The organism is Bradyrhizobium tropiciagri (genome assembly GCF_018130505.1).
Classification (GTDB): domain Bacteria; phylum Pseudomonadota; class Alphaproteobacteria; order Rhizobiales; family Xanthobacteraceae; genus Bradyrhizobium; species Bradyrhizobium tropiciagri_B.
The window spans coordinates 129,837-141,429 of the sequence record NZ_JAFCKH010000011.1; the positions used below are offsets into that span (position 1 = coordinate 129,837).

The 11,593-nt window shown below is 65.0% G+C and carries 13 protein-coding genes and 1 pseudogene; 8 read left to right on the top strand and 6 right to left on the bottom strand.

What is annotated here, in order from left to right; genetic code table 11:
- Window positions 1-102 precede the first annotated feature (102 nt).
- Both ykgO and JQ633_RS26665 read right to left on the bottom strand, forming a co-directional pair.
- A complete protein-coding gene (gene ykgO, locus JQ633_RS26660) occupies window positions 103-228 on the bottom strand; it encodes a type B 50S ribosomal protein L36 (RefSeq protein WP_002718645.1) in 126 nt (41 codons plus the stop codon).
- Window positions 229-536: 308 nt separating this feature from the next.
- Window positions 537-923 carry a hypothetical protein gene (locus JQ633_RS26665; RefSeq protein WP_211988074.1) on the bottom strand — a complete coding sequence of 129 codons (387 nt, stop codon included), beginning with the start codon at window positions 921-923 and terminating at the stop codon, window positions 537-539.
- A 219-nt stretch (window positions 924-1,142) separates the two neighbouring features.
- Here JQ633_RS26665 and JQ633_RS26670 point away from each other — a divergent pair, with 219 nt between their 5' ends.
- The 4 genes and pseudogenes from JQ633_RS26670 to JQ633_RS26685 form a co-directional block, all read left to right on the top strand.
- Window positions 1,143-2,027, top strand: a complete 885-nt coding sequence (locus tag JQ633_RS26670) for an amidohydrolase family protein (RefSeq protein WP_211988075.1) — start codon at window positions 1,143-1,145, stop codon at window positions 2,025-2,027.
- A 36-nt stretch (window positions 2,028-2,063) separates the two neighbouring features.
- Window positions 2,064-2,918 carry a dienelactone hydrolase family protein gene (locus JQ633_RS26675; protein WP_211988076.1) on the top strand — a complete coding sequence of 285 codons (855 nt, stop codon included), beginning with the start codon at window positions 2,064-2,066 and terminating at the stop codon, window positions 2,916-2,918.
- Window positions 2,915-3,658 carry a haloacid dehalogenase type II gene (locus JQ633_RS26680; RefSeq protein WP_211988077.1) on the top strand — a complete coding sequence of 248 codons (744 nt, stop codon included), beginning with the start codon at window positions 2,915-2,917 and terminating at the stop codon, window positions 3,656-3,658. The genes JQ633_RS26675 and JQ633_RS26680 overlap by 4 nt, the downstream gene beginning before the upstream one ends.
- Before the next feature lie 22 nt (window positions 3,659-3,680).
- Window positions 3,681-4,142: pseudogene (locus JQ633_RS26685) on the top strand (YbaK/EbsC family protein); the annotation flags it as partial.
- Between the two features lie 35 nt (window positions 4,143-4,177).
- Here JQ633_RS26685 and JQ633_RS26690 read toward each other — a convergent pair.
- From JQ633_RS26690 to JQ633_RS26700, 3 genes are all read right to left on the bottom strand, one after another.
- On the bottom strand, window positions 4,178-4,546 hold the full coding sequence (locus tag JQ633_RS26690) for a hypothetical protein (protein WP_433995696.1): 369 nt from the start codon (window positions 4,544-4,546) through the stop codon (window positions 4,178-4,180).
- Between the two features lie 132 nt (window positions 4,547-4,678).
- On the bottom strand, window positions 4,679-5,668 hold the full coding sequence (locus JQ633_RS26695) for a Bug family tripartite tricarboxylate transporter substrate binding protein (RefSeq protein WP_211988079.1): 990 nt from the start codon (window positions 5,666-5,668) through the stop codon (window positions 4,679-4,681).
- Between the two features lie 61 nt (window positions 5,669-5,729).
- Entirely contained in the window at window positions 5,730-6,644 is a 915-nt protein-coding gene (locus tag JQ633_RS26700) for a LysR family transcriptional regulator (RefSeq protein WP_211988080.1), read from the bottom strand.
- Window positions 6,645-6,769: 125 nt separating this feature from the next.
- Here JQ633_RS26700 and JQ633_RS26705 point away from each other — a divergent pair, with 125 nt between their 5' ends.
- The 3 genes from JQ633_RS26705 to JQ633_RS26715 all read left to right on the top strand — a co-directional run bounded on the left by JQ633_RS26705 (window position 6,770) and on the right by JQ633_RS26715 (window position 9,208).
- The gene (locus JQ633_RS26705) at window positions 6,770-7,468 is read left to right on the top strand and encodes a pirin family protein (RefSeq protein ID WP_211988081.1); all 699 of its coding nucleotides are present in this window, start codon (window positions 6,770-6,772) and stop codon (window positions 7,466-7,468) included.
- 82 nt (window positions 7,469-7,550) lie between these two features.
- Window positions 7,551-8,150 (top strand): NAD(P)H:quinone oxidoreductase, encoded by a 600-nt coding sequence (wrbA, locus tag JQ633_RS26710; protein WP_211988082.1) that lies wholly within the window; start codon window positions 7,551-7,553, stop codon window positions 8,148-8,150.
- A gap of 110 nt (window positions 8,151-8,260) precedes the next feature.
- Window positions 8,261-9,208 (top strand): DUF5996 family protein, encoded by a 948-nt coding sequence (locus tag JQ633_RS26715; RefSeq protein WP_211988083.1) that lies wholly within the window; start codon window positions 8,261-8,263, stop codon window positions 9,206-9,208.
- 70 nt (window positions 9,209-9,278) lie between these two features.
- Here the strand turns inward: JQ633_RS26715 and JQ633_RS26720 are convergent, their stop codons facing one another.
- The gene (locus JQ633_RS26720; RefSeq protein WP_211988084.1) at window positions 9,279-10,226 is read right to left on the bottom strand and encodes a hypothetical protein; all 948 of its coding nucleotides are present in this window, start codon (window positions 10,224-10,226) and stop codon (window positions 9,279-9,281) included.
- 198 nt (window positions 10,227-10,424) lie between these two features.
- On the opposite strand from JQ633_RS26720, the gene JQ633_RS26725 reads away from it, so the two are divergent.
- Window positions 10,425-11,528, top strand: a complete 1,104-nt coding sequence (locus JQ633_RS26725) for a glycoside hydrolase family 5 protein (protein ID WP_211988085.1) — start codon at window positions 10,425-10,427, stop codon at window positions 11,526-11,528.
- The last annotated feature ends 65 nt before the right edge of the window (window positions 11,529-11,593 follow it).

The following is an 11,593-nucleotide window of genomic DNA, read 5'->3' on the forward strand; positions in this document are numbered from 1 at the left end:
CAAGTCTAGACGCACGAACGCGCGCTGCAAAGCAGCGCGGCGTCAAAGACCTGTGAGGAGTGCTGTTGCGGGGCCGGGAACGGCCGGCCGATCAACCGCCGATCAACCCTGGCGCGCCTTGAAGCGACGCTGGACCTTGTTGATGACGTAAACGCGGCCCTTGCGACGGACCAGACGGTTGTTGCGATGGCGGCCGCGCAGCGATTTCAGCGAGTTACGGACCTTCATGGGACAATCCTGTTGCTTCGAAAGGCCCGTGTTGAAGGCCGTACCTATCAATGCCGAAAGCTGGCAAAATGGGATTTATCCCGACAAGCGGCCCTGCCGCCCGGGACGGGGCGGTTTCTAAGCCATCGGGCCGCCAAATGTCAACCGAAACGGCCGGATTTCTGCTGCGTGCGGCTGGACTGGAACTCCGGAGTGGCCTGAAATTCGCTGAAAAAACAGGCGGTCGGAAGGCCGATCAGCACTGCCTCCCGGCCGCCTGCGCCGCCATTCGCCAGGACCGAGACCCCGGCGTCCGGCCGTGGCGCGGTCTAGAACACGACGAATCGGGCAGTCCCTTGCAGCCGATGCAGGGTGTAGAGTTCGGTCTGCCCGAGCGGCGGTCCGATGATCGAGAATTTGTGCAGCGTCGTGATGCCCTCGGTCGAGATGCTGGCGATCTCGGATGTCGGCAGGCGGACGCCCGGGACCAGCAGCGTGAACGACGTCGAGGGACCGTCGATGGTCCGCATCAGGAACACGCTGACCAGCGAGCCGAGCATCGAACTCTGGGTCTGGATCTCGTCACCGGAGAAGCTCCTGGTCTGGACCGCGTCGTGATAGCTGAACAGCGGCTTCCCCGTGATGCTCGACGTCGAATAGGTGACGTGGATGCCGTGACCGGAGAGCTCGTAGAGATTGGGCTGGGTACTGGCCATGGTGCAAAACCTTTCAAAACAAGGATGCGAGCAATTACAGGTTGCATCATCGCACCACGACGACCATGCACGTATGAACCGCCTCACAGCGCGCGACCGGATGGCCCAACACGATTTCGCGATCTGCCGATGCCGGCGCTTCGCGCTATCGGCTTGCGAAAATCGTTATATAGTATAATCATTATCCCGAACCGAACATCAGTCCGCCGGGAGACCGCAATGCCCAAGCTCAAACTGCCCGACATCGAAAAGGTCGTCGCGATCGACATCCACACCCATGCCGAGGAGCCCTGCGGCATGCATGGCGACGACGGCTATGACGACTTCCAGGCGCAGATGGCTGACTATTTCAAGTCGCCGCACAAGCATCCGCCGACCGTGCCGGAGACCGCAGCCTACTACCGTTCCAACAACATCGCCGCGGTGATCTTCCCGGTCGATGCCGAGCGCGAGACCGGCTTCCGCCGCTACAACAATTACGAGATGCTGGAGGTCGCCTCCGAGCATCTCGACGTCCTGATCCCGTTCGTCTCGATTGATCCGCACAAGGGCAAGCTCGGCGTGCGCGAGGCGCGCAAGCTGATCGAGGAATACGGCGTCCGCGGCTTCAAATTCCATCCGACCATGCAGGGCTTCTACGCCAACGACCGCATGGCCTATCCGCTCTACGAGGCGATAAATGAGGGCGGCGCGATCGCGCTGTTCCACACCGGCCAGACCGGCGTCGGCTCGGGCATGCCCGGCGGCATGGGAATGCGGCTGAAATACTCCAATCCGATGTACATGGACGACGTCGCGGCGGATTTCCCCGACCTCAAGATCATCCTCGCGCACCCCTCCTTCCCCTGGCAGGAAGAGGCGCTGTCGGTCGCGACCCACAAGCCGAACGTCTATATCGACCTCTCCGGCTGGTCGCCGAAATACTTCCCGCCGATCCTGGTGCGCTACATCAACTCGATCCTGCAGGACAAGATGCTGTTCGGCTCCGACTGGCCGGTGATCACGCCGGACCGCTGGCTCGCCGATTTCGCCAAGCTCGACATCCGCGAGGAGATCCGGCCCAAGGTGCTGAAGGCCAACGCGCGGAAGATTTTGGGCGTCTAACGGAGTATCATGGGCGGCCAGCTTGCGGGGCCGCCGATGAGGAAGTTCGCCGGACTTGCGACTTTCGGTGCCGCTTTCCTCGCCGTGCTCCTGATCGGGAGCGCGGACGGCAAGCCTGCGGCGGCAGCCGAAGCTCCTCCCGCCCTCGTCGAGTTCGAAAGTCCGCTCAGCAACACGCAGCCGCTGCAGGGCCTGTTGCGGCGGCCGGAGCGGCCGGGTCTGCTGCCCGCCGTGGTGTTGCTGCATGGCTGCACCGGGCAGTGGCGCGAGCTCGATGAGCGCTGGGGCAAACGGCTCGCGGCCTGGGGCTATGTCACGCTCACCGTGGACCGGTTCGGCCCGCGCGGCATCGGCAACGCGTGCACCGGCGGCGTCCCCATGACAATGGTTCGCGACGCCTATCGCGCGCTGAGCTTCCTGAGCCGGCAATCCCTGGTCGACCCGGAACGCATTGCCGTGATCGGGTTCTCGCAAGGTGGATGGCTCGCAATGATCTCGGTCGAGCGCGGCGCGATCGAAATCAATGCGACTGAGAAATTCCGCGCCGCCGTCGCCTTCTATCCGCGCTGCCTCGCCATCAAGGGCAACATGACGGTGCCGACCCTGATCATGGTCGGCGAGCTCGACGACTGGACGCCGGCGAAGGAGTGCCGGAACCTGGCGGAGGGTCGCGACGATGACGGCATCTCGCGGCAGCCCGGCCTCGGCTATCCGATCGAGCTGATCGTCTTGCCCGGCGCCTATCACGATTTCGACATGCCGCAATACCGCACGCCGGGGCAGTTGCTCGGTCATCGCCTGGAATTCAACGAGCAGGCCCGCGATCAGTCCATCGACGCTCTCAGGAAATTCCTGTATGCGACGATCGGCGGGCAAGAGAAAACACAATGACCATCAAAGCAATCGTCTTCGACGCCTACGGCACGCTCTACGATGTCCAGTCGGTGGCCGATGTCACCGAGGACGCCTTTCCGGGTTACGGCGATATCATCACCCAGATCTGGCGGATCAAGCAGCTCGAATATTCCTGGATGCGCACCCTGATGCGGCGTTACCAGGACTTCTCTGTCGCCACCCGCGATTCGCTGGCCTACACGCTGCGCAGCCTCGGCCTGCAATATGATGCGGCGACCTTTGCCCGCATCGTCGACAAGTACCAGCACCTCGCGCTGTATTCGGACGCCGTGGCGGCGCTGGAGGCGATGAAGGACAAGAAGCTCGCGATCCTCTCCAACGGCAGCCCCGACATGCTGAACGCGCTGGTGCGCAATTCAGGGCTCGACCGGCTGCTCGATGCCACGATCAGCGTCGATGCCCACAAGGTGTTCAAGCCGGCGCCCGAGGCCTACACGCTGATCGAGGAGGTGCTGAAGGTCGCACCGTCAGAGGTGCTGTTCATCTCCTCCAACCCGTGGGACGCCTGCGGCGCCAAGTCATTCGGCCTCAACGTCGCCTGGATCGAGCGGGTGACGCCGGAGGCGATGGCGCTGGCCTGCGTCGAGAGCGACACCGTCACCCCGTTGACGATGTTCAAGGCCCTGCGTACCCAGATGGACGAGCTCGGTGTCGCGCCCGATCACCGCATCCATGGCCTCTCCGAGCTTCCCGCGCTGGTGTCCGCCAGATCCTGAGCAGTTAGGGGTTCTGAACAGTATGAGTCTCGCCTCCGTTCGCGCCTTCTTCGCCGAGAGGGCGCCCGATATCTCCGTGATCGAATCCCAGATCAGTTCCGCGACTGTCGTGCTGGCGGCGGAAGCCTATGGCGTCGAGCCGGCGCGGATCGCCAAGACGCTGAGCCTGCGCGTCGGCGACCGCGTGGTGCTGATCGTCGCCAGCGGCACCGCGCGGATGGACAACAAGAAGGTGAAGACGCTGTTCGGCGGCAAGCCGAAGATGCTCGGCCTCGACGAGGTCGCCGAGATCACCGGCCACGAGGTCGGCGGCGTCTGTCCGTTCGGACTGAAGTCGCCGTTGCCGGTCTATTGCGACGTGTCGCTGAAGGCGTTCGACATCGTCGTGCCGGCGGCGGGCTCGACCCACAGCGCGGTGCGCATCACGCCCGACCGGATGGCGGAACTGACAGCGGCCGAGTGGGTCGATGTTTGCGAGGTGCGATCCCAAGAGCGACCTGACGAGCGCCTCTTGGAAACTCAGTCGTCGTCATCGTCGAACGAGGGCCGCGACGGCGCGACCGGGGCCGGCTGAATCGGCTGCGGCGCGCGCGGCCGCTGCATCGTCTGCGGCTGTGGTGCGCGGCCCTGCGTTTGCGGCTGCCCGGCCTGCTGCTGTGCCTGTGACTCGAACACCGCACGGCAGGAGCGGCCGAGCAGCGCCGTGTTCTGCCGCAGGCAGGCGACGATCCGGTTGGTGTCGGGAATCTGGTCGCTGCACAGCCGCATCACATCGGGCGTGCAGGCCATCTGCTGTTCCCAGGTTCCACGATATTCCTGTGAGAGCGCCGGCGTCGCCGCGGCTGCGCCGCCGATGACGATCGCAAGGCTCAGGACAGTCCGATGCATTTGCATGCCGCGTCCCTCATTCGATAGAGCGCGCAATCTTGCGCGCCACACATGCGCCAAAGCTGACAAGTGAATGCGGCCAAGGATCGTTCGCCGGGACAACTAAATGTGAAGATGAGTGGCCGAAGTTCCCTACTCGACCTTTCCGATCTTCTTCACGGCCGCGATCAAGCGCGCGCTGTCGGCTGCAACAAATGTTGAGAACTCGGGTGCGTCGAGATAGGCGATGGGACTGCCCGCGGTCTCGAAGGTCCTGACCACCTCCGGCGCCTTCACCGCTTGCGCCATCGCCTCGCGCAGCCGGTTCATGATCGGAGCCGGCAGCGCAGCCTGCGCGAACAATCCCGCCCAGATGTAGAACTCGACATCCTTGTAGCCGAGTTCCTTGAAGGTCGGCAGATCGGGAAAGCTTGCGATCCGCTCGGCGCCCCAATTGGCCAGCACGCGCATCTTGCCGTCGGCCACCTGCTGCTTCAGCGTGCCCGGCGCCGACGCCAGCGCCTGCACCGTGCCCGAGAGCAGCGCGGTGAGTGCGGGCCCGGCGCCGCGGAACGGCACGTGCAGCAGCTTGATCCCCGCGCTCGCGGCGAACATCTCCATCGCGACATGCAGCGTGCCGTACGGGCCGGACGAGCCGTAGGGAATCTGGCCCGGGCGCTTCTTCGCGTCGTCGACGAACTCCTGCAGCGTCTGCCACGGCGCCGAAGCCGGCACCGCGAGCAGCGTTGGATCGGCGAGCACGCGCGCGATCGGCGCGAACTGCGAAACTTCATAGGCGATCGGACGATCGAACAGCCGATCCGCCTCGGGAAGCACCGCGAGCGAGGACAGCGTCATCAGCAGCGTGTAGCCATCGGGCTCGGCGCGCGCGGCCTGCGCATTGCCGATCGACCCGCCCGCCCCGCCGGCGCGGTTGTCGACGATCACCGGCTTGCCCAGGATCCGCTCCAGCGCCGCCGCCACCGGCCGCGCCGCGAGATCGGCCTGACCGCCGGCCGGAAACGGCACGATCATCGTGATGTTGCGGGTGGGATAGGCGCCTTGCGCGAAGGCGGAGTTGGTCAGCGCGGTGTGCGCGATCGGCAATGCGGCAGCAGCGCGCAGAAGTTCGCGGCGGTTCATGAGTTTCTCCCCAGCGGTTTGTTATCGTTGTGCCGCAAGGTAGCCGCGATAGCGCCCGCCGTCACCCCGACCGCTTCTTTCCTTTGGCGAAATGCTTCGCCAGGAAATCCGCGAGCACTTCGACGCGGGCGGGGCGCGGGCCGCCGGGCGGGGTGACGAAATGGAGCGCGGCCTCGGGCTGCTTCCAGCCCTTCAGGATCACCTCCACCTCGCCGCGCGCGATCGCATCGCCGACGATGAAGTCGGGCAGATCGGCGATGCCGAGGCCGGCAAGCAGTGCCGGCATCAAGACTTCGCCATTGTTGACGCGCAGCTGGCCGGCGGGGCGCACATTGGCCTGCTCGCCGGCGGCATTGGTGTACTGCCAGACGCCCTGCGTCGAGAGATAGGCGTATCCGAAGCATTTGTGATCGGCGAGATGCATCGGATGCGTCGGCCGGCCATACCGCTTCAGGTAGGACGGCGCCGCCACCGTGTAGCGCGGCATCCCGCACAGCCGCCGCGCGATCAGCGAGGAGTCCGGCAGCCGAGCGATGCGCAGGCCGGCATCGAAGCCCTCGCCGATCAAATCGACCGTCGCATCGCTGAGATGCAGGTCGATCGAGACCTCGGGATAGGCTTCCAGAAATTCCGGTAGCAACGGCGCCACCGTCTTGATGCCGAAACTCATCGGCACGGCGAGCCGCACCAGGCCGCGCGGCGTGGTCGACTGCGCCAGCGCCTCGTTCTCCGCGGCTTCGCCATCGGCAAGCAGCCGCGCCGCGCGTTCCGAGAGTTTCTGGCCGGCGTCGGTCAACGCCAGCCGCCGCGAGGTGCGGTTGAACAGCCGCGCGCCGAGCCGCTCCTCCAGCCGGCTGACCGCCTTGGACACAGTTGCCTTGGACAGCGAGAGCTCGCTCGCGGCAGCGGCAAACGACCGTAATTCCACGACTTTTGCGAAAATCGCGAGCGCCTCGAAGTCCGGCAGCTTCGCCATGGCAGCTTTCCCCTTCCGCCTAATTAAGGAAACAATGAGTTTCGATAGTTTCTATTTCTATACCACGGCGGACGGCATATCCAAGCGCCAACAGAAGTTAGCCCACGCAATCAAGGGGAATTCACATGATCGAACTGAGACCATTCGCAAAGCTCGGCGGCGCCGACCACGGCTGGCTGAAGGCGAAGCACCACTTCTCCTTCGCAAGCTATTACGATCCCGCCAATGTGAGCCACGGCGCACTCCGGGTATGGAATGATGACGAGATCGCGCCGAACACCGGCTTTCCCGCGCATCCTCATTCCAACATGGAGATCATCACCTATGTCCGCGAAGGTGCGATCACGCACCAGGATTCGCTCGGCAACAAGGGACGCACCGAAGCGGGCGACGTGCAGGTGATGAGCGCCGGCAGCGGCATCCGTCACTCCGAGTACAATCTGGAGCCGGCCAAGACCAAGATCTTCCAGATCTGGATCGAGCCGACCACGAAGGGCGGCCATCCGACCTGGGGCTCGAAGCCGTTCCCGAAGGCCGACCGCTCCGGCAAGCTCGTCACCATCGCCTCCGGAATCGACGGCGACAGCGACGCGCTGCCGATCCGCGCCGATGCGCGGGTGCTCGCCACCACGCTGAAGGCCGGCGAGAGCGCGGAATATTCCGCCGACAAGAGCCGCCACCTCTACCTGGTGCCGGCGGCCGGCAGCGTCGAAGTCAACGGCGTGCGCGTCAATGCGCGCGACGGCGCTGCGATCCGCGACGAGGCCACGCTGAAGATCACAGCGCTCGAGGACGCCGAGCTGGTGCTCGTCGACGCGGCGTAAATCTCTCTCACCTCATGCGCGGACGGATGTCCGCGCATGTCCCTCCCCAAAACCACCCCCTGAAACCAAAAAGGAAGCCATCATGGCCAAGGTTCTCGTTCTCTATTATTCGGCATACGGTCACATCGAGGCGATGGCGAATGCCGTCGCGCAAGGGGCGCGCGAAGCCGGCGCCACCGTCGACATCAAGCGCGTGCCCGAGCTGGTGCCGGCCGAGGTCGCAAAGGCCTCGTACTACAAGCTCGACCAGGCCGCGCCGATCGCCACGATTGACGACCTCGCCAATTACGATGCTGTCATCGTCGGCACCGGCACCCGGTTCGGCCGCATGGCATCGCAGATGGCCAACTTCCTCGACCAGGCCGGCGGCCTCTGGGCCAGGGGCGCGCTCAACGGCAAGGTCGGCGGCGCCTTCACCTCGACCGCGACCCAGCATGGCGGCCAGGAGACCACGCTGTTCTCCATCATCACCAACCTGCTGCATTTCGGCATGACGGTGGTCGGCCTGAACTACGGTTTCGCCGGCCAGATGAAGCTCGACGAAGTCACCGGCGGCGCGCCCTACGGCGCGACCACGATCACCGGCGGCGACGGCAGCCGCCAGCCGAGCGAGAACGAGCTCGCCGGCGCGCGCTATCAGGGCCGCGCGATTGCGGAGACCGCGAAGAAGCTGCACGGCTAAGGCGCTGGGGGCGGCATTCTCAATCGTGAATGCCGCCCCGGCATCGCGCCGTCCGCAACATCACCTTTCAATGATAGAGTATGGCTCGCGTACCGGCCCGGGAGTTTGTCATGAACGGCACTGCAAAGACCGGCTGGCCGGAACTGCCGACTGCGGCGTGGCGTGACACCAGCCTGACGCTCCAGCTCTGGACCCAGATCGTCGGCAAGATCCGCCTGACCAAGTCGCCCTGGCTCAATCATTCCTGGCACGTCACGCTCTATGTCACCGCGCGCGGGCTGACGACCTCGCCGATCCCGGACGGCGACCGCACGTTCCAGATCGACTTCGATTTCATCGATCACATCCTGCGCATCTCGACCAGCGACGGCACCGAACGGCAGTTCGCGCTGGCCGGGCATTCGGTCGCGAGCTTCTACGCCACGATCATGGCGAGCTTGAATGATCTCGGCGTCGACGTCGCGATCGACGAGACGCCGAACGAAATGCCCGACCCCGTCAGGTTTTCGCAGGATACAGAGCACGCGTCCTATGACGCAGACGCGGTGCGCCGCTTCCACCAGATCCTGGTGAACTCCGATCGCGTGTTCAAGCACTTCCGCACCGGCTTTCTCGGCAAGGCCAGCCCAGTGCATTTCTTCTGGGGCAGCTTCGATCTCGCAGTCACGCGCTTCTCCGGCCGCACCGCGCCGCGGCATCCTGGCGGCGTGCCGCATCTGCCCGATGCGGTGGCGCACGAGGCTTATTCGCACGAGGTCAGCAGCGCCGGCTTTTGGCCGGGCGGCGGCGCCATCGATTATCCCGCGTTCTATTCCTACGCCTATCCGGAACCGCCGGGTTATCGCACCAAGCCGGTGCAGCCGGATGCGGCGTCCTTCAACGAGGCGCTCGGCGAATTCATCCTGCCCTACGACGCCGTACGCACCGCTCCGGATCCCGACCGCGCGCTCCTCGACTTCCTGCAGTCGAGCTATGAGGCCGCCGCGATCAGCGCGAACTGGGACCGCGGCGCGCTCGAATGTGCGCCGGGGCAACCGGGCGTGGTCAGAAATATCTAGCTGAGATCACGCATGCCGACCGGCCGTTGTCGTCAACGCCGGCGATCTCGGATCTTTGTCCTGCCCCATCTTACGCCGCCACCAGTGCCGTCTTCGGCAGATCGACGATCTTGCCGAGATCAATCTCGTCGAGGCGGAAATCGATCGGGCGGCGCGCAACGCGTTCGCGCTTCGACTGTTGGCTGTCGCGCAGCAGCTTCTGCATCATTTGCTTGGCGAAGAACACCGGGCCGCGGATGCTGCGGCTGCGCGGGGTATGGCCGAATCTATGGCGCAGCATGCCGTTGGCGAGATGCAGGGTTCGCGCGCGGCGGATCGCGTCGTTCGCATAGGACACTATCATCGAGATGTTGACGGTGCCGAGGTTCTCCACCCGGTACGGAGCATTGAGCGGCCAGTTCAGCATCTGGCCGGGCTCGAGATCGATCACCTGCGCGTGCCAGTCGTACCAGGGCTCGTAGGGGATATCGACCTCGGCGTCGAACAGCGCCATGTTCTCGAGATGCTCGGGCTGGATGAATGGCTTCGAGTTGGGATAGACGTAGACGCGCTTGCGGCCCGCGATCTGGACGAGACCTTGCCCCGGCAATTCGGCGCGATAAGAGACCTGCGCGTCGGGCGAAGAGATCAGGATGCCGGCCTGATGAGTGGGTGCGTCGAAGCCGGGGATCCTGCCCGCAATCTCGCCGAACATCCGATCGATCATATCGCGGTAGCGGCGGTCGATCGCGGTGACGTTGCGCAGGCTCAGCTGCAGGCCGCCGCGCCCGATCGCCTCGATCACCTGGCGGCCGCAGAGCTGGCCGATCTCGCCCTCGCGCCAGACCCGGCTCGACCCCGGCGCGCCGGTCTTGACCAGGCTGTAATGCTGGCGCGGATAATTCTCGATCAGCGCGGCAAGATCGTCCATCGAGAACGCCTGCTGCTTGTGCATGCTGTGCTCGAGCCGAACCGGACGACGGCTCCAGAGCTTGCAATGGTTATCGTTCCAGTCCGTGAGGATCCTGCCTGGCGTCATTGTCGTGCTCCCGACCGCCTTGCACCGTTTTGCTCCGTCCAATGTCCCGTTACGGGACGATGAATTGTTTTGGCAGAAGGACTGGCAAGAAAGGTGCCGTCGTGGCACGTCGCCGCTTACTGGAAGCTAATGTCTCGCCACTATGGCTAACCGCGACGCTTCCCGTTCCCGCAACCGTCATCGCGAGCTGATCGCCCCATGGTCCGCCCCTCGATCGTAGCCGTCGCCGCCGCATCCATTCTGCTGTCCGCTGCCGCGCAGGCCTGCCCTGCCCTGATCGAGGGCGTTCCCGCCGACCGGATCAAGGCGCTGTCGAGCGGTGTCAATGCCGACGGCTGGATTGCCGACCCGCGCGCTGCGCCACCGCGCAGCCTGCTGGTCGCGCTGCGCAAGGCGGGGATGAGCCATATCCGCCTGCCGGTGCCCGCCGACTTCATCCTGCCGCGGTTCGCTGCGAAGGCGGACATCGAGCAGCGCCTGCGTACGGTCGATGCCGCGCTGAAGACGCTGCTGGCGCTCGGCTATGCGGTGTCGGTCGACCTGCATTCCGGCGAAGGCTTCAACGCGCTGCACAAGGACGATCCGGCCGGCGCGATGACGGAAATGAAGGCGGCCTGGACCGCACTCGCTGCAGTCATGCAGCGCTATCCGGCTGACCGGGTGTTCGCCGAACTGCTCAACGAACCCGAGGTCGATGCCGCGCAGTGGCAGCGCGAGGCCGAGGAACTGGCCGGCTTGATCCGCCGGCTGCTGCCGCAGACCACGCTGATCGTCGGGCCGGTGAACTGGCAGCGCGCGGACTCACTGCCGGACTTCAAGCCGCTCGACGATCCCAATGTCGTCTACGCCATTCACTTCTATGATCCGATGGTGTTCACCCATCAGGCCCATTGGGATCCGGACGAGCCGCTGCACGACATCACCGGGCTGCCCTATCCGCTCCGCGCCGACGATCCCAAGGTGCAGCGATTGCGGCAGCAGCTCGTTGCCCTCGACAAGTCCAAGGCGCTCGCGATGCTGGATCGCGCGATGCCCGACCGCGGCGTCGACAAATGGCTCGAGCCCGCGGCCGCCTGGCAGCAGCAATATTCCCGGCCGCTCATCATCAACGAGTTCGGTGTGCTCAAGGCCGGGGCCCCGCGCGACAGCCGGCTGCGCTGGCTCGCCGCGGTCACGAGCTACGCCCGGCAGCATTGCTGGGGCTGGACCCATTGGGAGCTGTCGCAGGGCTTCGGCCTCACCGACGCGAGCACCGGCAAGGCCGACCCCGAAGCGCTGAAGGCATTGCTCGGGTCCCGTTAGGAAGGAGGGCCCGCGCAGGCCGCCGCGAGCGCCCGGTTGGTTAACCAATTCTTACACATTGCGCG